General features: G+C 45.0%; 18 protein-coding genes. 17 read left to right on the top strand and 1 reads right to left on the bottom strand.

Going from position 1 to position 18910, the window contains the following annotated elements:
• Nucleotides 1-6: 6 nt before the first annotated feature.
• The 4 genes from WJQ40_RS06805 (at nt 7) to WJQ40_RS06790 (ending at nt 4673) form a co-directional block, all read left to right on the top strand.
• Nucleotides 7-372 (top strand): YraN family protein, encoded by a 366-nt coding sequence (locus WJQ40_RS06805; protein WP_118797070.1) that lies wholly within the window; start codon nt 7-9, stop codon nt 370-372.
• Nucleotides 373-404: 32 nt separating this feature from the next.
• Complete coding sequence (gene pgeF, locus WJQ40_RS06800; RefSeq protein ID WP_337538830.1) at nt 405-1280, top strand: peptidoglycan editing factor PgeF; 876 nt, start codon at nt 405-407, stop codon at nt 1278-1280.
• An 89-nt stretch (nt 1281-1369) separates the two neighbouring features.
• Complete coding sequence (locus WJQ40_RS06795; protein ID WP_118797068.1) at nt 1370-2062, top strand: response regulator transcription factor; 693 nt, start codon at nt 1370-1372, stop codon at nt 2060-2062.
• A gap of 28 nt (nt 2063-2090) precedes the next feature.
• On the top strand, nt 2091-4673 hold the full coding sequence (locus tag WJQ40_RS06790; RefSeq protein WP_337538829.1) for a HAMP domain-containing sensor histidine kinase: 2583 nt from the start codon (nt 2091-2093) through the stop codon (nt 4671-4673).
• A gap of 61 nt (nt 4674-4734) precedes the next feature.
• Here the strand turns inward: WJQ40_RS06790 and WJQ40_RS06785 are convergent, their stop codons facing one another.
• Nucleotides 4735-5931 carry a ribose-phosphate pyrophosphokinase gene (locus tag WJQ40_RS06785; RefSeq protein WP_337538827.1) on the bottom strand — a complete coding sequence of 399 codons (1197 nt, stop codon included), beginning with the start codon at nt 5929-5931 and terminating at the stop codon, nt 4735-4737.
• Between the two features lie 112 nt (nt 5932-6043).
• Between WJQ40_RS06785 and WJQ40_RS06780 the strand changes: the two genes are divergently transcribed.
• The 13 genes from WJQ40_RS06780 (at nt 6044) to WJQ40_RS06720 (ending at nt 18905) form a co-directional block, all read left to right on the top strand.
• Nucleotides 6044-7384 carry a DUF512 domain-containing protein gene (locus tag WJQ40_RS06780; RefSeq protein WP_337538825.1) on the top strand — a complete coding sequence of 447 codons (1341 nt, stop codon included), beginning with the start codon at nt 6044-6046 and terminating at the stop codon, nt 7382-7384.
• Between the two features lie 17 nt (nt 7385-7401).
• Nucleotides 7402-8739 (top strand): ribosome biogenesis GTPase Der, encoded by a 1338-nt coding sequence (der, locus tag WJQ40_RS06775; RefSeq protein ID WP_118797064.1) that lies wholly within the window; start codon nt 7402-7404, stop codon nt 8737-8739.
• 1 nt (nt 8740) lies between these two features.
• Nucleotides 8741-9397 (top strand): glycerol-3-phosphate 1-O-acyltransferase PlsY, encoded by a 657-nt coding sequence (gene plsY / locus WJQ40_RS06770; protein ID WP_118797063.1) that lies wholly within the window; start codon nt 8741-8743, stop codon nt 9395-9397.
• Nucleotides 9398-9429: 32 nt separating this feature from the next.
• A complete protein-coding gene (locus WJQ40_RS06765; RefSeq protein ID WP_337538823.1) occupies nt 9430-10467 on the top strand; it encodes an NAD(P)H-dependent glycerol-3-phosphate dehydrogenase in 1038 nt (345 codons plus the stop codon).
• Between the two features lie 30 nt (nt 10468-10497).
• Nucleotides 10498-11445: a hypothetical protein gene (locus tag WJQ40_RS06760; protein ID WP_337538821.1), complete on the top strand. Its 948-nt coding sequence runs from the start codon at nt 10498-10500 to the stop codon at nt 11443-11445.
• On the top strand, nt 11438-11923 hold the full coding sequence (locus WJQ40_RS06755) for a hypothetical protein (protein ID WP_118797060.1): 486 nt from the start codon (nt 11438-11440) through the stop codon (nt 11921-11923). The genes WJQ40_RS06760 and WJQ40_RS06755 overlap by 8 nt, the downstream gene beginning before the upstream one ends.
• Nucleotides 11924-11941: 18 nt before the next feature.
• Nucleotides 11942-13165 (top strand): tyrosine--tRNA ligase, encoded by a 1224-nt coding sequence (gene tyrS / locus WJQ40_RS06750; protein WP_337538818.1) that lies wholly within the window; start codon nt 11942-11944, stop codon nt 13163-13165.
• Nucleotides 13166-13172: 7 nt separating this feature from the next.
• The gene (locus WJQ40_RS06745) at nt 13173-13862 is read left to right on the top strand and encodes a SprT family zinc-dependent metalloprotease (protein WP_337538816.1); all 690 of its coding nucleotides are present in this window, start codon (nt 13173-13175) and stop codon (nt 13860-13862) included.
• 22 nt (nt 13863-13884) lie between these two features.
• Nucleotides 13885-14439: a hypothetical protein gene (locus tag WJQ40_RS06740; RefSeq protein WP_337538814.1), complete on the top strand. Its 555-nt coding sequence runs from the start codon at nt 13885-13887 to the stop codon at nt 14437-14439.
• Nucleotides 14440-14577: 138 nt separating this feature from the next.
• A complete protein-coding gene (spoIVA, locus tag WJQ40_RS06735) occupies nt 14578-16059 on the top strand; it encodes a stage IV sporulation protein A (RefSeq protein ID WP_262572913.1) in 1482 nt (493 codons plus the stop codon).
• Between the two features lie 206 nt (nt 16060-16265).
• Nucleotides 16266-17087 (top strand): purine-nucleoside phosphorylase, encoded by an 822-nt coding sequence (locus tag WJQ40_RS06730; protein ID WP_337538811.1) that lies wholly within the window; start codon nt 16266-16268, stop codon nt 17085-17087.
• 13 nt (nt 17088-17100) lie between these two features.
• Nucleotides 17101-17586, top strand: coding sequence for a cytidine deaminase (gene cdd, locus WJQ40_RS06725; RefSeq protein ID WP_337538808.1), 486 nt, complete (start codon nt 17101-17103; stop codon nt 17584-17586).
• Nucleotides 17583-18905: an amidohydrolase gene (locus tag WJQ40_RS06720; protein WP_118797050.1), complete on the top strand. Its 1323-nt coding sequence runs from the start codon at nt 17583-17585 to the stop codon at nt 18903-18905. Before cdd ends, WJQ40_RS06720 begins: the two co-directional genes overlap by 4 nt.
• Nucleotides 18906-18910: the final 5 nt, after the last annotated feature.

Below are 18910 nucleotides of genomic sequence, written 5' to 3'. Positions count from 1 at the left end.
GAAGGATTGAACAAAAGAGAAACGGGAGCGGTTTACGAGGAAAGAGCCGCAGCTTATCTGATACAGCATGGGTTTCAGATACTTGAAAAGAATTTTTACTGCAGACAGGGAGAGATTGACCTTGTTGGTATCCACGGGGAATATCTTGTATTTGTGGAAGTAAAATACAGAAAGAGCAAAGGAAAGGGACTTCCGGAGGAAGCAGTAACTGCAGCCAAACAGAAAAAGATATGCAGGGCATCTGATTTTTACCGAAGCAGGAACCGCCACTTTTTCAGATACCAGGTCAGGTATGATGTAGTGGCTATACTTGGAGAAGAAATCAGCTGGTATCAGAACGCATTCCCCTATACAGGGGCATGTGCCTGGTAGATTAAGACCGGATTCCGGAAAGGGTATAGGTTATGTTATTAGAGGAAGCAGCTTCCTGTTATCCGGTTATAAGGATTGGGGAAGCGGAGATATTACAGCAGAAAAAATATGGTGAACTGGAATATTTATGTTTTCCGCAGCTTGCAAAAACCGGTATTGCAGACCATCTGTTTACAACAAGAATGGGCGGTGTCAGTACCGGCATTTTTTCATCCTTAAATCTCAGTTATACAAGAGGGGATGAAGCGGGAGCTGTAGATGAAAATTTCAGGAGAGTGGCAGCCATTTTCGATGAGACACCGGACAGGATTGTATGCTCCCATCAGACTCATACGACAAATGTACGGCTGGTAACAGAGGAAGATGCTGGGAAGGGTGTCACAAGGGAAAGAGAGTTTACGGATGTGGACGGACTGATCACGGATACACCTGGGCTTTTACTTGCCACCTTTTATGCTGACTGCGTGCCGCTGTTTTTTGTGGATGTCAGACATAGGGCAATCGGACTTTCCCATTCCGGCTGGCGGGGCACGGTAGAAAGAATGGGGGAAAAGACGCTGCTTGCCATGAAAAATGCTTTTGGAACAAGACCGGAGGATGTGTATGCTGCCATAGGCCCGTCAATCTGTGCAGACTGTTATGAGATTGGCTTTGATGTGGCAGAATCCTTCTTAAAGGAATTCCCGGAGCAGAAGGGAATTGTTCTTCCGGGGAAAAAAGAAGGAAAATACCAGCTTGATCTCTGGAAGGCGAATGAAACGGTACTTCTGGATGCCGGGATCTTAAAAGAGCATCTGGAAATTACTGATATCTGTACCTGTCATAATCCGGATTATCTGTTTTCACACCGGGCAAGCCATGGAAAACGGGGAAATCTGGCTGCTTTTATGGAATTAAGAAAATCTTAAAGAAATTCCCTGATAATACTTAACAATCCTGTGTTTTACTATAAACACAGGAAGCAAAAGAAAGCCCTGCGGGGCAGAAGGAGAAAAAGATGATGAATATTCTTGTCTGCGACGATGACAGGGAGATTGTGGATGCCATTGAAATTTATCTGAACCAGGAAGGATATCGTGTGCTGAAGGCCTACGACGGAGAGCAGGCTCTTGAGGTACTGAAAACAGAAAGCGTACAGCTTGTGATCATTGATATCATGATGCCAAAGCTGGATGGGATCAGAGCTACCATTAAAATCCGGGAATCCAACAGTGTGCCGGTTATCTTCCTTTCAGCCAAGTCAGAGGATACTGACAAGATCCTCGGGCTGAATGTAGGGGCAGATGATTATGTGACTAAGCCCTTTAATCCGCTGGAGCTGGTGGCAAGGGTCAAGTCCAATTTGAGACGGTATACCAGTCTTGGCAGCCTGAATGTGACGAATAATGCTCTCTTTGTCGCTGGGGGTCTTTGCATGAATGATGATACCAAGGAAGTAACGGTGGATGGAGAACCGGTGAAGCTGACCCCGATCGAGTATAACATTCTGCTGCTTCTTGTAAAAAATCAGGGAAGGGTATTTTCCATTGATCAGATCTATGAAAATATCTGGAATGAAGAAGCAATCGGCGCTGACAACACGGTTGCGGTACATATCCGGCATATCAGGGAGAAGATCGAGATCAATCCCAAGGAACCACGTTATCTGAAGGTAGTCTGGGGTGTTGGCTATAAGGTGGAAAAGCAGTAGATCCCCTGCGGCAGAAGAGGGAGTGTAAATGAAAAAAGAAAACGAAGAAAAAAAGGATAAAAAGGTCAGAAAGAAAAAGAAGGGTACTTTAGGCACGCTGCATCTTCTTCAGCATATCTGTTTTGCAGGAGCAGCCTGCCTTGCAACGGTGGTGCTTCTTTCTTCCTTTGTTACGGTGGAAGGCAGGAAAGATACAGAAACCTTCTTTTTTGATATGGGGGATACCAATACGGAGTTTGAGGATTCCATGGTATTCAATAAGCTTCTTGGCAGGGATATATCAGATATCATCTGCTATGGGGCGATCCGTTCGCAGATGGAAACTGACGGGAAGTTTGATCCGAAGAAGGTCATTGATGTAACTGCCTTTGATAACAGGTATTCCGGAATCGCTGGAGAATATATTACAGCAAGGTATTATCTGGAGGATCTGCTGAAGTGGGCACAGTATGGATTTGAAACAGAAGAAACCTATATGACAGGGGAAGAAGCAGATCAGTTTCTGAGCCGTACCAGAGAAGTCACTTATGTAGAGGGAAATGTGGATGGTGGCAGTTATCTGAATACGGATCTGGAGCAGAAGGTAAGAGTGGTAGATGTATCCGGCAATGTGCTTTCTGACCCTGAGAATCCAATCCGGGATAATGTGACAGTTAATATACTGAAGAATCGCTATCATACAGTGGATGGTAAGAATATTGAAGATTACGTTTCTTCCTGGGAGGAATATACAGCTCTCCGGGATCATGTACAGTCAGCCGCAGAGGATCTGCTGATCAACTATAATGAATATTTGACCTATCAGGATTATTATGACAGTGGTAACAGCAATTTTGTTTACTTTGTTCGCAGAACCACAGGAGATCAGACTGTTGTCTACAGCAATGAAAATATAAAGAATAAAAGCATGGATGCACTGACAGCACAGCTTCAGGAGGAATGCAGCAGGTATCTGATCTATGATCCACAGAATATGTCCTTTATTACTAATACCAAGGTACAGGAAAAGACACCGCGTTATGTGCTGAATGGCTATTCGTATGCTTATCCGGATGATACCCAGATCCTGGTTGGCGTGAAAACCGGATATAAGGAGGCAGACGCGTTTCAGACTGCGAAAAACGCATACAGCCAGTATTCCCCTTATCTGTGGCAGAATCTGATCTGGATTGTACTGCTTGGCGGATTATATCTCCTGCTTATGGTGGTACTGACTGCAGCAGAAGGAAAAGCAGTCATGCTGGAAAACGGAGAAAAGAAGGTGTTGCTGAAATGGGAGGATAAGATTCCTACAGAGATCATGCTGGTATTGGCAGTTGTGACAGGAGAGCTTCTTGTGATCCTCGGATATCAGGGAAACAGACTTCTTAAGACAGTGACAGATGAATTTGCAGAAGGCAGGCCACTGACCTGCGGTCTTGCCCTGTTATATGCGCTGCTTGTAAGCGGTGGTTTCTCCTTCTTCTATTTCAGCCTGATCAGGAGGATCAAGGCAGGAACACTGTGGAAAGACAGTCTCCTTGCAGAGCTGGTAAGGATAAGCCGGAGGGCAGGCAGCTATCTGTACGGGCATGCAAATACAACACTACGGGTGCTGATCCCATCAGGTGTGCTCCTTATGGCAGTACTGATTTCCATACTGATTGCCTACAGGGCAACTGCCGGTACGACGGTGGTGCTCATACTGATGCTTATTCTGATTGGTATTTTGGTGATTATTTCTCTGCTGCGTGCAGCGGTTGGCAGGGATAGGATCCTGACAGGGATCAAAAAAATGAATGCAGGGGATATGAATTATCAGATTCCGGAGGAAGGGCTTACCGGAGACAATCTGGTTCTTGCCAGGGAGGTGAACCATATTGGAGACGGGATCCGGGAGGCAGTAGCGATCAGCATGAAGGATGAAAGACTGAAAGCGGATCTGATCACTAATGTATCCCATGATATCAAAACACCGCTGACTTCGATCATCAATTATGTTGACCTGCTGAAGCGTGAGAATATAGAAGATGAAAAGGTGAAGGAATATATTGCTGTTCTGGATGCCAAATCGCAGCGGCTCAAGCAGCTGACAGATGATCTGGTGGAGGCTTCCAAGATTTCTTCAGGAAATATTATACTCCACTTCGAAAGGATCGATCTGATCGAACTGCTGCATCAGTCGATCGGGGAATTCTCGGAGAAGTTTGAAGGCAGAGGACTGATCCCCGTACTCCGTACCCAAAATGGAAGTGCCTGTATTGAGGCAGATTCCAGAAGAATCTTCAGGGTCATTGAAAATCTGTTTAGCAATGTAATCAAGTACGCTCTGCCAGGTACAAGGGTTTATATTGATGTAGAAGATAAGAACAGTGAGAGTGGAACACTGGTACAGGTAGCTGTTAAGAACATTTCAGAAAACCCGGTATCTGTCAGTGGGGATGAACTGACAGAACGCTTTATCCGCGGAGATGAATCGAGGACTACAGAAGGAAGCGGACTTGGACTTTCCATTGCGAAGAATCTGACGGTTGCCATGAATGGACAGCTGAATGTGAAGGTAGATGGTGATCTGTTCAAGGTGATACTGCAGTTCCCGAAGCTGGAAGCACAGAAGGAGACAGAACAATAACTGGAAACAAAAGAAAAGGACGGACTCCGAAAGGAACCCGTCCTTTTCTTTTATAGTATTTTTACAGATGATGCTGACTTAAATCTTCCCGGCGGTTATAGGCATTCAGGATCTGATGGATCTTTTCTGTGGATGTATAAACGTTCGACATGGATGAGTCATGGTTCATAAAGTCAACAATAGAGGCAATCAGCTTACTCATATCAGCTTCTACGTAGTAAGGCCTTTCTTTTAGTTCAGGAAGCTGGTAGGTAAGGTTTGTGGTAACGATCTTGTCAAAATAGCACTTTTCATAGGCTTCATCGAATTTTGCGAGCCCATCGGTAAACAGACCAAAGGTTGCACAGATGAAAACACGGTTTGCATTCATTTCCTTAAGCTGTCTTGCGGTATCGATCATGCTTCCTCCGGAAGAGATCATATCATCCATAATGATGACATCCTTACCGTCAATATTGTCACCAAGGAATTCGTGGGCAACGATCGGGTTCTTGCCATTGACAATTTTGGAATAGTCCCTGCGCTTGTAGAACATGCCGGTATCGACACCAAGGACATTGGCGAAGTAAACCGCTCTGTCAAGTGCCCCTTCATCTGGACTGATGACGATCAGATGATCCTTGTCAATGATCAGATCTTCTTTGGCACGAAGCAGAGCTTTCATGAACTGAACCGGAGGGGTGATATTGTCGAAGCCCCGTAAGGGCTCTGCATTCTGCACACGGGGGTCGTGTGCATCGAAGGTAATGAAGTTGTTGACACCCATATTGGCGAGTTCTTCGATGGCGTAGGCACAGTCAAGGGATTCCCGTCCGCTGCGCTTATGCTGCCTGCCTTCATAAAGGAAGGGCATGATGACATTAACACGGTGTGCCTTGCCATTTACAGCGGCGATCACTCGTTTTAAGTCCTGATAATGGTCATCGGGGGATTTGTAATTGGTATAGCCGTTCATAGTATAGGAAATACTGTGGTTACATACATCAACAAGAATAAAGAGATCTTTACCTCTGACGGATTCAGAGATGACAGCCTTGGCTTCTCCGGTACCGAAACGATAGCAGGTGGAGTCAACAATGTAATTGTCGGATACATAGCCTTCAAAGGCGGGATCATTTTTGGCAATATTCTTAATGTCTCTGCGGAAACCTACAAGATAGTTGTTGATCTGATTGCCGAGTCTGGTGGCAGAATCCAGCACGATAAGCTTTAAGGGAGCAACAGGAATGGCTGCTTCCAGTTCATGTAAATTAGGCATGATAACCCTCCAGCGTGAAAAAATATGATAAAACTTCATTTAATTTATATCATTCTGCTAGTGACACGTCAAGAAATTTATAATAGAATAAGAGATAGCGGAGTAAAATAACATGAACAAAAGTAAGGGACATTTGATCAAAAAGATCCTTCCGGGAAGTATCGCAGAGGAATTTGAACTGGCACCGGGAGACAGGCTGATCTCAATAAACGGGCATGAGATCGAGGATATTTTTGATTACCAGTTTTATGCAGAAGATACTTATATAGAAATATTAATAGAGAAACCAGACGGAGAACAGTGGATCCTGGAGGTAGACAAGGAAGAGGACGAGGATCTTGGAATCGAATTTGATAATGGCCTGATGGATGAATACAGATCATGCCATAATAAATGTATTTTCTGCTTCATTGACCAGATGCCGAAGGGAATGCGGGACACCCTGTATTTTAAGGATGATGATTCCCGGCTGTCTTTTCTGCAGGGAAATTATGTGACTCTGACGAATATGTCTGACCATGACCTTGACAGGATCATCCAGTATCACCTTTCACCCATCAATATTTCCTTTCAGACCATGAATCCGGAGCTGAGATGTAAAATGCTGAATAACAGATTTGCCGGAGAAGCACTTAAAAAGGTTGACAGATTAAATGAAGCAGGAATTGAGATGAATGGTCAGATCGTACTGTGTAAGGGAGTCAACGACGGAGAAGAACTGGCATTCAGCATCCGTGAGATGATGAGATATATTCCCAATCTGCAGAGTGTATCTGTGGTGCCGGTCGGGCTTTCAAAATACAGAGACGGACTGTTTCCACTGGAACCGTTCACAAGGGAGGATGCCAGAGAGGTACTTTCTACGATCCATCATTACCAGAATGAGAGCTATCAGAAATATGGAAATCATTTTATCCATGCCAGTGATGAATGGTATATTCTGGCAGGAGAAGAACTGCCACAGGAAGAAAATTATGACGGCTATCTGCAGCTTGAAAATGGTGTAGGCATGATGAGGCTTCTGCTTAATGAGTTTGAAGAAGCGATGAAGGAGCTGCAGGAGAAGATCAGTGCAGATGATCTGGATTTTGTACCAAGGGAAATATCCATGGCAACAGCCAGACTGGCATATCCCTTTATCCGTGATATGGCAGCACGTATGATGGAGATGGTTCCCGGACTTATGATCCATGTCTATGAGATCAGAAATGATTTCTTCGGAGAGATGATCACAGTATCCGGACTTCTGACAGGACAGGATCTGATCGCCCAGCTTACCGGCAAGGAACTGGGAGAAGCCCTGTATCTGCCACAGAATGTCTTAAGGAGCGGCGAAGAGGTGTTCCTGGATGACGTAACTGTTACAGAGATGGAAAAGGCTTTACAAGTGAAGGTAGATATTATAAAATCAAGCGGACGTGATTTTGTAAATGCAGTGCTTGACAGAGCATAAAATAATGGAGGTACTACATGAGTAAAAGAAAGGGAAAGCCTGTTGTGGCAGTAGTAGGCAGACCTAATGTGGGTAAATCGACCCTGTTCAATATGCTGGCAGGGCAGAGAATATCAATCGTAAAAGATACACCGGGAATCACAAGAGACAGGATCTATGCCGATGTCAGCTGGCTTGACCGTTCCTTTACCCTGATCGATACCGGTGGTATCGAACCGGACAGCAGTGATGTGATCCTGTCCCAGATGAGGGAGCAGGCTGAGATTGCTATCAACACAGCAGATGTGATTCTGTTTATGGTTGACGTGAAGCAGGGACTTGTGGATTCAGATGCCAAGGTGGCAGATATGCTGCGACGTTCCCGCAAGCCGGTGGTGCTTGTGGTAAATAAGGTAGATAACTTTGAAAAGTATATGGCAGATGTCTATGAATTCTATAACCTTGGGATCGGGGAGCCGATTCCTATATCGGCAGCCAATCAGATGGGAATTGGTGATATGCTGGACGAGGTTATCAAGTATTTTGATGAGGACAGTACAGAAGAGGAAGAGGATGACAGGATACGTGTGGCCATTGTTGGAAAGCCAAATGTAGGAAAATCTTCCCTGATCAACAGACTGCTTGGGGAGAACAGGCTGATCGTATCTGACATTGCCGGTACGACAAGAGATGCGGTAGATACACCGGTCACCCACAATGGTAAGGATTATGTGTTTATTGATACAGCGGGGCTGCGCCGGAAAAACAAGATCAAGGAAGAGCTGGAGCATTTCATGATCCTGCGTACAGTCAGCGCCGTAGAACGTGCAGATATTGTTGTACTTGTAATTGATGCAGTCGAAGGTGTAACTGAACAGGATGCCAAGATCGCAGGAATTGCCCACGACAGAGGCAAGGCGACGATCATTGCTGTGAATAAGTGGGATGCTATTGAGAAGACAGAAAAGACGGTAAGAGAATATGAAAGCAGGATACGTGAGGTACTGTCCTTTATGCCTTATGCCAAGATCACCTTTATTTCTGCCAAGAGCGGGCAGCGTCTGGTGAAGCTGTATGACCTGATCGATACGGTCGCAGAGAATCATGCCATGAGAGTTGCGACCGGTGTACTGAATGAGATCATGGCAGAAGCCGTTGCCATGCAGCAGCCTCCTTCAGACAAGGGAAGAAGACTCAAGCTTTTCTATATTACACAGGCGTCTGTGAAGCCGCCTACCTTTGTTATTTTTGTGAATGATAAGAACCTGATGCATTTTTCTTATACCAGATATATTGAAAATAAGATCAGGGAGGCCTTTGATTTCCAGGGGACACCTTTGAAATTCATTATAAGAGAAAGAAAGGAAAACAAGTAAAGTGGAACGTCTGTATTGTATTTTGATCGGCTATGTATTTGGTCTGTTCCAGACAGCCTTTATATATGGAAAGCTGCATGGGATCGACATCAGAAACTATGGAAGCGGAAATGCAGGAACCACCAATACCTTACGTGTATTTGGCACAAAGGCAGGGCTGCTTGTTCTGTTTGGTGACATAATAAAAACCATTCTGGCGGTTGTACTGTGTGGTGCCCTGTTTGGCAAGGCACATCCGGAGGAGCTGTATCTGCTTAAGCTGTATGCGGCAACTGGAGCGATCCTTGGACATAATTTCCCTTTTTATCTTCATTTTAAAGGAGGTAAGGGAATCGCAGCAACGGCAGGCCTGGTACTTTCCTTCCATCCGACCTTTATTCCTGTAGGTGTGGTTCTGTTTTTTGGTGCATTTTTGCTGACGCATTATGTTTCCCTTGGATCACTGCTGGTCTATGCAGGTATTATGATCCAGATGGTAGTAAGCGGACAGATGGGACTGTTCCATACATCGCAGGGGATACTGAATGAAATGTATATCATCACAGCGTTTCTTACGATCATGGCTTATTATAAGCATAGAGAGAATATTAAGCGTCTTCTTAAGGGAGAGGAAAGAAAGACTTATCTGACGAAGAAGAATAAAGAAGCGATCAAATAGTTTATTACATAGAAAGGGTAGGAACCGGAGATATGGCTGAAGTAGGAATCATAGGGGCAGGAAGCTGGGGAACAGCGCTATCCCTGCTTTTGTATAAAAACGGAAATCAGGTAACTGTCTGGTCAGCACTGGAAAATGAGATTCAGATGCTGAAGGAGGAACGGGAGCAGAAGGATAAGCTTCCAGGAGTGAAGCTGCCGGAGGATATGATTTTTACAACCAATCTGGAGAAAGCAATAAAGGGGAAGGATGTGCTTGTGCTTGCAGTACCATCGCCCTTCACCAGAAGTACTTCTGCAAAAATGAAGCCTTATGTAAAGGATGGACAGATCATTGTGAACGTGGCCAAGGGAATCGAGGAGACCACACTGATGACGCTTTCCGAGATCATAGAAGAAGAGATTCCACAGGCAAATGTGGCAGTGCTTTCAGGACCTTCCCATGCGGAAGAGGTAGGAAGAGGACTGCCGACAACGATCGTGGCAGGATCCAAGGATAAGGCGACAGCAGAGTATCTGCAGAATCTGTTTATGAGTGAGGTTTTCCGTGTTTATACCAGCTCAGATGTGCTTGGCATAGAGCTTGGTGCAGCACTTAAAAATGTTGTGGCTCTGGCTGCCGGTATTGCAGACGGACTTGGCTATGGTGATAATACCAAGGCTGCACTGATCACCCGGGGTATTGCTGAGATCGCAAGGCTTGGTATCGTAATGGGCGGAAGGATTGAAACCTTTTACGGGCTGACAGGAATAGGAGATCTGATCGTAACCTGTGCTTCCATGCATTCCAGAAACAGAAGAGCTGGTATCCTGATCGGTAAGGGTGCAACTATGGAAGAAGCCATGGCAGAGGTCAAGATGGTCGTGGAAGGGGTATATTCCGCTAAGGCCGGTTATGCACTTTCTAAAAAGTATCAGGTAAGCATGCCGATCATTGAACAGGTAAACAAGGTACTCTTTGAAGGAGCAAGTGCAGCCGATGCAGTAAAGGAGCTGATGCTCCGTGACAAGAAGGTAGAAAATATTGATCTCAGGAATCTGTATCAGAACAGTGCAGAAATATCCTGGTAGGATAGTGATAACAGAGGGAGGAACCTGCAGGTGAGTGACGAACAGAAAAATGATTTTTGGAGTTCATCATCCAATGATGATTTCTGGAATAAGCCGGTCGGTGATGACTGGTTAAAAAAGGACGAGCCAAAGCCTGAAACAAATGAGCCTTCCTGGAATGAAAACCCGTATTACCAAAGCCATGTCCATGAGGATGAGGTAAAGGGCAGTGTGTTTCATGAGGAAAACACAGACAGTACTTACTGGGACAAGGCAGCAGACAATGTTTACCGTGAACAGAAATCGGACAATATTTATACCGGAGAAGTACCGGAGCAACAGAAGAAAAGAGTACATGTACATACTATTATCTGTCTGATCAGTATATGTATTATGGTATTTGTCATTCTGGCGGTTGCAGCGGCAGCATCTCTTACAAAAAACGTACAGAAAAAGGAAGCACGTGTGGTATCCTACACAGAAGAAAATCTTACTTCACCGGTATTTGATTATTATGATAACAATACGGTAACACTGGAGAATAACTGTTATACAATCGTAAATCATGATATTTATGCAGGCTTTCCGGAAGACTATTCCCTGATTGCCATTAGGGTAGATGTGGAGAGCAGTGCTTATGTCCAAAATGCCTATGTCATGAAAAACTGTTACATCGGTTACGAAGAGAACGGAACAGTGGAATATAAACAGTCGCTTGGAAGGGATGTTTATTATCCCTATGTGGCTGGATATGGATTTGACAGCAGCAGCTTTCTTTCAGATTACGGATGTGGTAATGGAGCTGATATTACCGGTTATTTTTTCTTCCTGATTCCGGCAGATGTACAGGAAATTACACTGTATATGGAAAAATATGATCTGCAGTATGATACGATAGACAAAATAGAAACGGTTATGTCATGGAACATGGGTGTTCTTCCTTATGATGAGGAAATCCCAGGCAGACTTGCAAAAGAGGGAGGGTATCATTATGAGTAAGGTATTGAAAAACGGGATCACTGTACTGGTTGTTGCAGTCTGTGGCTTTGTCTGCCTGATCGCACTTCTTCTTTATGCATCGGGAGAACTGAAATATGCATCCTACGAGCTTGAGTCTGCTGTGAAGCCGGAGCTGGTTTCTGCTACAGCAGAGCGTATAGACAGTGGGACGCTGAAAAATGTGCGCGATGACAGGGACTATTATAAAGTAAAGCTGATGCTGCAAAATAACAGTAATTATGGATACTGGGACAGCTCACTATATTTCACATATAAGAAGCCAGATAACAGTAACGCCTATATTCAGGAGATGGAGCATACATCAGCCTTTGACAGATGGCAGGATGGACGATACTTCCCGGCAGGGAAGGCGGCTGTCAGTGAACGGATCATAGAAGTTGATAAGGATTGCAGGGAAGTTAAGATTTCCCAACGTGGAGATGATACAGACCCTGTTACAGTACAATTAGAAAAATAAAAGGGAGCAGATAAAACGATGACGATTTTTGATGAATTAAAAGCAAGAGGACTTCTTGCACAGCTTACAGATGAAGAGGAGATCAAGGAGCTGATCAACAATGGAAAGGCCACCTTTTATATCGGGTTTGATCCTACCGCAGATTCTCTTCATGTTGGACATTTCATGGCACTCTGCCTGATGAAGAGACTGCAGATGGCAGGGAATAAGCCAATCGCATTGATCGGCGGTGGTACCGGTATGATCGGAGATCCTTCCGGAAGAAGTGATATGCGTACTATGATGACACCGGAGACGATCCAGCATAACTGTGACTGCTTCAAGAAGCAGATGAGCCGTTTTATTGATTTCTCAGAGGGCAAGGCTCTGATGGTCAATAATGCAGAATGGCTGATGGATCTGAATTATATTGAATTTTTAAGAGAGGTAGGACCTCACTTCTCAGTTAACAATATGCTGAGAGCGGAGTGCTACAAGCAGAGAATGGAAAAGGGTCTTTCTTTCCTTGAGTTTAACTATATGCTGATGCAGAGCTATGATTTCTATGAGCTGTTCCAGAAATACGGCTGCAATATGCAGTTTGGCGGTGATGACCAGTGGAGCAATATGCTTGGCGGAACTGAACTGATCAGAAGAAAGCTTGGTAAGGATGCCTATGCCATGACCATTACCCTGCTTCTGAATTCTGAGGGCAAGAAGATGGGTAAGACACAGAAGGGGGCTGTATGGCTTGATCCAGAGAAGACTTCTCCATTTGAATTCTATCAGTACTGGAGAAATGTGGCAGATGCAGATGTACTTAAGTGTCTGCGTATGCTTACCTTCCTGCCTCTTGAGCAGATTGATGAGATGGATCACTGGGAAGGCAGCCAGCTCAATCAGGCCAAGGAGATCCTGGCTTATGAGCTGACAAACCTTGTACATGGTGAGGAAGAAGCAAAGAAAGCACAGGAAAGTGCAAGAGCGTTGTTCAGTACTGGTGTGGCAGCACAGATGCCCACCTGTGAGCTGACAGATGAGGATATGGAAGATGGAAGCATTGATCTGATCTCTGTACTGTGCAAGGCAGGACTGGTAAATACCAGATCTGAAGGCAGACGTGCTATCGAGCAGGGCGGCGTAACAGTAGGTGAGGACAAGGTGACTGATGTAAAGGCAGCTTATGCAAAGGATGCTTTTGCAGGAGAAGGACTTGTTGTAAAACGTGGAAAGAAGAACTTCCGCAAGATTATTGTGAAATAAGGACAGTATGCAGTATCAGTTAATCAAAAGCAAACGAAAAACGATTGCCATCTCTTTTGACAGGGGTGGCAATCTTGTTGTGAAAGCGCCCTGGTTTGTCAGCGACAGGGAGGTAGAAAGATTTGTGCAGAGCAAGGAGGAATGGATCCTTGCGACAGCAAAACGGCTTGCCATGCAGGAAAAGAAAAAAGAAGCAGTGCGGCTGCAGCTTGTGAACGGAGATCAGCTTCCTTTCCTTAACGAGCATCTGACACTGTCAGTTTTCCGGGAGGAAAGCAGCAGATGCCGGGTAAAGAAGGCAGGAGACAGACTTCTTTTATTTGTTCCCTATGAAGCAGACTATGAGATCAGGAGAATGGCCATAGAAAAATGGTACCGGAAGATGGCTGCGCAGTGGATCAGGGAAAGGGCCATGCTTTATGCCGGAATGATGCAGGTAAGCTTTTCTGAGATCCATATCAAGGATCAGAGAAGCAGGTGGGGAAGTTGCAGTGGTCTTTCTAACCTGAATTTTTCTTTCCGCCTCATGCTGGCACCGGCAGCTGTGGCAGAGTATGTGGTGATCCATGAGCTGTGCCACCTGCGGTATATGGATCACTCGCAGAATTTCTGGCAGATGGTCGAAGCCTTCTGTCCGGATTATAAAGTCAGGAAGAAATGGCTGGCAGAACACGGAAATGAACTGTATCTGTTCTGAGCTTTAGCAGGGGAGATGAATTATGGGTATAATGCAAAATACAGACGGTTACAGACCGGGAGAGGAGTGCAGTCACTGTAAGGGGCGCTGCTGCCGGGAAAAGGGCTGCAGCCTTGCACCCTCCGATCTTGAAAGAGCAATAGAAACAAGAGGACTTACCGGAAATGAGAGGGAGAAGATTCTTTCTCTTTTACAGGAGGAAGGGAATCTGTATGCCATTGACCGGTTTCATCTGGAGGGAAAAGAGATCTACTATATGAGAATGCGGCATCATGCCTATACCTTTGTCGGAGAGGATGCCATAGGGATCTGTGCTGCACTGACTGCTGCCGGCTGCATATTATCAGAAGAGGACAGACCAAAGGGCGGCAGGTATCTGGAAAGCAGACCGGATGGCTACTGTATCCAGCATTACGGGGCAGATGAGATGGCAGAGGACTGGCTGCCTTACCAGGAGAGCCTTTCTTCCATATACTGGGAATACTTTCAGAGGTTTAAAGAGGATGGCACCTTTGATAAGTGCGATGAGGAATATTTCAGGTTTCTGAGGACATTCAGGGAAGGAAGCATTTTCTGAGTTCTTAAATGATACCAATCTTGACAGCAGACAGATTTATTTGATGAACCTTAAGCACAAAGAATAAAGCTGAATATTCTGTTCATAAAACAAACACCCCTTTCATACATTTAAATAAATATGGAAGGGGTTTATTATATGGATAATCAAAGGGATTATGATTTATACAGGGACATACAGACGAGATGCAACGGGGAGATTTACATAGGTGTGGTGGGACCTGTGCGGACAGGAAAATCAACCTTTATCAAGAGGTTCATGGATCTGCTTGTCCTGCCTCATATAGAGGACGAATTTGAACGGGAACGTGCAAATGATGAATTGCCACAGAGCGCTGGAGGCAAGACGATCACGACAACGGAACCCAAATTTATCCCAAAGGAGGCAGCAAGTATTTCCCTTGGGGAAGGGGCACAGGCTAGGGTACGTTTGATCGACTGTGTGGGATATATGGTAGAAGGTGCTGCAGGCCATATGGAAAACGGGGAAGAGAGGATGGTGAAGACACCATGGAGTGAGGAAGAGATCCCCTTTACGCAGGCGGCTGAAACGGGTACAAGAAAGGTAATCGCAGATCATTCCAGTGTTGGGATCGTGGTGACCTGTGACGGCAGCTTTACTGAGATCGGAAGACAGCAGTATGAACCGGCAGAGGAGCGTACGGTACGGGAACTGAAGAAGCTGAACAAACCCTTTATCGTACTTTTGAATACCACAAAGCCTTATAGCGAAGAAACAGGGAAGCTGGCAGAAGTTCTTTCTGAAAAGTATCAGGTATCTGTGCTGCCTGTAAATTGTGAACAGTTAAAAAAAGAAGATATCCGGCAGATTCTTGAAAAGCTGCTCTGTGAATTTCCACTTACAGTTATGGAATTTTATATGCCGAAGTGGGTGGAAATGCTGGAGAGGGATCACCCCCTTAAGGTACAGCTTGTAGAAAAGGTCAGAGAGGTCATGAAGGAATACACCTGCATCCGGGATGTACTGCAGAGGCCGGTTTCCATTAAAGGAGATTTTGTCAGAAAATGTAAGATGGATCAGGTAGGAATGGCAGACGGCTGCGTAAGAATCTATATTGATGTGGATGATGCTTGCTATTTTGAGATGCTGAGCAGTCTGGTAGGAGAAGACATTCACAATGAATACCAGCTTTTATCAACACTGAAAGAAATGGCGGCTATGAAAAAAGAGTATTCCAGGGTTCTGAGTGCGGTGATGTCAGTGAGACAAAAAGGATATGGCGTTGTTATGCCACAGAGAGAAGAAATCCTGTTAGATAAACCGGAGCTGATCCGGCATGGCAACAAGTTTGGTGTAAAGATCCGGGCAGAGAGCCCGAGCATCCATATGATCCGTGCCAACATTGAAACAGAGATCTCTCCGATCGTAGGAAGTGAGGAACAGGCAAAGGATCTGATACGGTATATTTCCGAGTCCGAAACCGGAAAGGAAGGCATCTGGGAAACCAACATTTTCGGAAAAACAGTAGAACAGCTTGTAAATGACGGTATTACCGGGAAGCTGACGATGATCGGTGAAGAAAGTCAGGTGAAGCTGCAGGAGACCATGCAGAAGATCGTGAACGATTCCAACGGAGGCATGGTGTGCATTATTATCTGAGAAGAACAGGGACTGCCCGGAACAGCAGTCCCTGTTTTTGCAAATATCATTCAACATTTTTTCGGCAAATCAGGCAGAAGACAGTACTTTTTTGCTAGTGTTAAGAAGCTGTAAAGACCTGTCAAAAGGGTGCTTCGTTGGTTGAAGCAAATGCCGTTTTGTGATAGAATTAATAAGTAATTAGAAAATGAATGGAGGGTTCCTTTATGAATCAGACATACCAGAAACTCCTTGACTGTTACGAAAGTGTACGGGCAAGGATTCCTTTTATTCCAAGAGTTGCACTTGTTCTTGGATCAGGTCTTGGCAATTATGCAGATGCTATTGATGTCAAAGGTGAAATCAGATATTGCGAAATTAAAGATTTTCCTGTTTCTACAGTACCCGGACATGAGGGAAAGTTTATTTTCGGTTATGTAGGACAGGTTCCTGTTGTATGCATGAAGGGAAGAATCCATTATTATGAAGGATATCCGATTTCAGATGTGGTACTTCCAACCAGATTGATGAAGATGATGGGCGCTGAAATTTTGTTTCTTACCAATGCATCCGGTGGAATTAATCCTGCTTTTGGAGCAGGGGATTTTATGCTGATTAAAGATCATATTTCCTGTTTTGCTCCTAATCCGCTTGTAGGTCCTAATATTGATGAGCTGGGACTCAGATTTCCAGATATGAGTACGATTTACAATAAAAAGCTGCAGCAGAAGATCAGAGAAGCTGCAGGTATACATAATATAGCACTGAAGGAAGGGGTTTACGCACAGCTTACCGGACCTTCCTTTGAGTCACCTGCAGAGATCCGGATGCTGAGGGCACTTGGGGCAGATGCAGTTGGCATGAGTACAGCGGTAGAAGCAATCGCAGGAAATCATATGGGAATGAAGGTATGTGGGATTTCCTGTATCTCCAATCTTGCAGCCGGTATGACAGACCAGCCTCTGACGCATGAAGAAGTTCAGGAAGCTGCAGATATTGCAGCACCCCTGTTCAAAAAGCTGATCACGGAAGCATTGATGCTGTTTTAAGGATGGGATGAAAATGGAAAAAGTACAGTGTGAAGACCCGGATCAGGACAGGCTTCCTGTAGAGGAATTGATAGGGAAGGCACTTGCAGCCAGAAAAAATGCGTACACACCTTATTCCCACTTTCAGGTAGGAGCAGCACTTCTGACAGAACGTGGACAGATATATACAGGATGCAACATTGAAAATGCAGCTTATGGACCAACCATCTGTGCAGAACGTTGTGCCATCTTTAAGGCAGTAAGTGAAGGGGAACATTCCCTGAAGGCGATTGCCATTGCAGGAGGAAACGAAAAGGAAACAGATATGCTGAGCGGATATGCATTCCCGTGTGGTGTCTGCAGACAGGTCATGCGTGAATTTGTAAAGGATGCTGCATTTAAGGTGATCGTAGCAAGGAATATAACAGATTTTCAGATTTTCAGCCTGGAGGAGCTTTTGCCAAACAGCTTTGGACCGGAGAATCTGTCAGCTAAAGAATTGGAGGGAGGCACGGAATGAACATTCGTTTTTTTAACGCCAGGATCCTCACCATGGAAGAAGGAAGGAAAATCTTTTCCGGAGAGGTATGGGTGAGTGGTGATCGTATCCTGTATGTGGGAGAGGGCAGAAGCAACGATGATATCTTTCAGGAGCTTAAGATACCTGTGATTATCTGGGATCGCGAAATTGACTGTAATGGTAATCTGCTGATGCCGGGATTCAAGGATGCACATACGCATTCAGGAATGACCCTGCTGAGATCCTTTGCAGATGACCTGCCGCTTGACCAGTGGCTGAATCAGCAGATCTTTCCGGTGGAAGCACTTTTGACCGGAGATGAGATTGGTGAGCTGACGAAGCTTGCCGTACTGGAATACCTGACAAGTGGTATTACAGCGGTTTTTGATATGTATCTGACACCGGATACAATATTTGAAGCCTTTGATTCCATGGGAATGAGAGGCGTACAGGTTGGCGGCGTTAACAATTTCAGCCAGTCAGTGGAGGCACTGGAGGACTGGTATGTAAGACTGAATAATAAAAGTCCGCTGCAGTCCTTTAAGCTTGGATTTCATGCTGAATATACCTGTTCAAAGGAGCTGCTGCTGAAGATCGCAGAGCTTTCCCATAAATATCAGGCGCCGGTGTATACCCATTTATGTGAAACGAAGGCTGAGGTAGAGGGATGCAGGGATCGGTATGGGATGACACCGGCTGCATTTTTGGATTCCATTGGCATGTTTGATTATGGCGGAGGCGGTTACCATCTGGTACACGTGTCAGAAGAAGATATTGAAGTATTAAAAAAACGAAAGCTGTATGCGATATCCAATCCGGGTTCCAATACCAAGCTGGCCAGTGGAACAGCGCCGATCAGCAGGTATCTGAAGGAAGGAATACCTGTAGCACTCGGAACAGATGGACCGGCAAGCAATAACTGTCTTGATATGTTCAGGGAGATGTTCCTGGTAACAGGGCTTGCCAAGCTGAAGGAGGAGGATGCAGCAGCCGTTGATGCGATGGAGGTTCTGAAAATGGCGACAGTGAACGGGGCTCATGCCATGGGACTTCCAGATGCAGATGTGCTTGCCAGAGGGAAACTGGCAGATATGATACTGATCGATCTGGATCAGCCTAATATGAGGCCATTTAACAATATTGCCAAGAATATAGTTTACAGTGGAAGCAAGATAAATGTAAAATTAACTATGATCGGCGGAAAGATCCTCTATGAAAATGGAGTGTTTCAGACAGCGGAGGGTCCGGCTGCCATCTATGAGAGAGCAGAAGAGATCATAAAGGACAAGAAACAGAAAATTTCAAAAAATGTGTTGTGATATAA

The sequence above is a fragment of the Suilimivivens sp. genome (genome assembly GCF_037359455.1).
GTDB classification, from domain to species: domain Bacteria; phylum Bacillota; class Clostridia; order Lachnospirales; family Lachnospiraceae; genus Suilimivivens; species Suilimivivens aceti.
Note: the sequence above shows the minus strand (reverse complement) of the source record. Positions and strands in the feature narration are given on the sequence as shown.

Excerpts from the sequence above, each read along its gene's own strand:
- tyrS (WP_337538818.1), top strand. The coding sequence starts at position 11,942 with ATGACGATTTTTGATGAATTAAAAGCAAGAGGACTTCTTGCACAGCTT.
- WJQ40_RS06790 (WP_337538829.1), top strand. The coding sequence starts at position 2,091 with ATGAAAAAAGAAAACGAAGAAAAAAAGGATAAAAAGGTCAGAAAGAAA.
- spoIVA (WP_262572913.1), top strand. The coding sequence starts at position 14,578 with ATGGATAATCAAAGGGATTATGATTTATACAGGGACATACAGACGAGA.
- WJQ40_RS06755 (WP_118797060.1), top strand. The coding sequence starts at position 11,438 with ATGAGTAAGGTATTGAAAAACGGGATCACTGTACTGGTTGTTGCAGTC.
- WJQ40_RS06795 (WP_118797068.1), top strand. The coding sequence starts at position 1,370 with ATGATGAATATTCTTGTCTGCGACGATGACAGGGAGATTGTGGATGCC.
- WJQ40_RS06765 (WP_337538823.1), top strand. The coding sequence starts at position 9,430 with ATGGCTGAAGTAGGAATCATAGGGGCAGGAAGCTGGGGAACAGCGCTA.
- WJQ40_RS06730 (WP_337538811.1), top strand. The coding sequence starts at position 16,266 with ATGAATCAGACATACCAGAAACTCCTTGACTGTTACGAAAGTGTACGG.
- der (WP_118797064.1), top strand. The coding sequence starts at position 7,402 with ATGAGTAAAAGAAAGGGAAAGCCTGTTGTGGCAGTAGTAGGCAGACCT.
- WJQ40_RS06740 (WP_337538814.1), top strand. The coding sequence starts at position 13,885 with ATGGGTATAATGCAAAATACAGACGGTTACAGACCGGGAGAGGAGTGC.
- cdd (WP_337538808.1), top strand. The coding sequence starts at position 17,101 with ATGGAAAAAGTACAGTGTGAAGACCCGGATCAGGACAGGCTTCCTGTA.
- pgeF (WP_337538830.1), top strand. The coding sequence starts at position 405 with ATGTTATTAGAGGAAGCAGCTTCCTGTTATCCGGTTATAAGGATTGGG.
- WJQ40_RS06785 (WP_337538827.1), bottom strand. The coding sequence starts at position 5,931 with ATGCCTAATTTACATGAACTGGAAGCAGCCATTCCTGTTGCTCCCTTA.
- WJQ40_RS06720 (WP_118797050.1), top strand. The coding sequence starts at position 17,583 with ATGAACATTCGTTTTTTTAACGCCAGGATCCTCACCATGGAAGAAGGA.
- WJQ40_RS06780 (WP_337538825.1), top strand. The coding sequence starts at position 6,044 with ATGAACAAAAGTAAGGGACATTTGATCAAAAAGATCCTTCCGGGAAGT.
- WJQ40_RS06745 (WP_337538816.1), top strand. The coding sequence starts at position 13,173 with ATGCAGTATCAGTTAATCAAAAGCAAACGAAAAACGATTGCCATCTCT.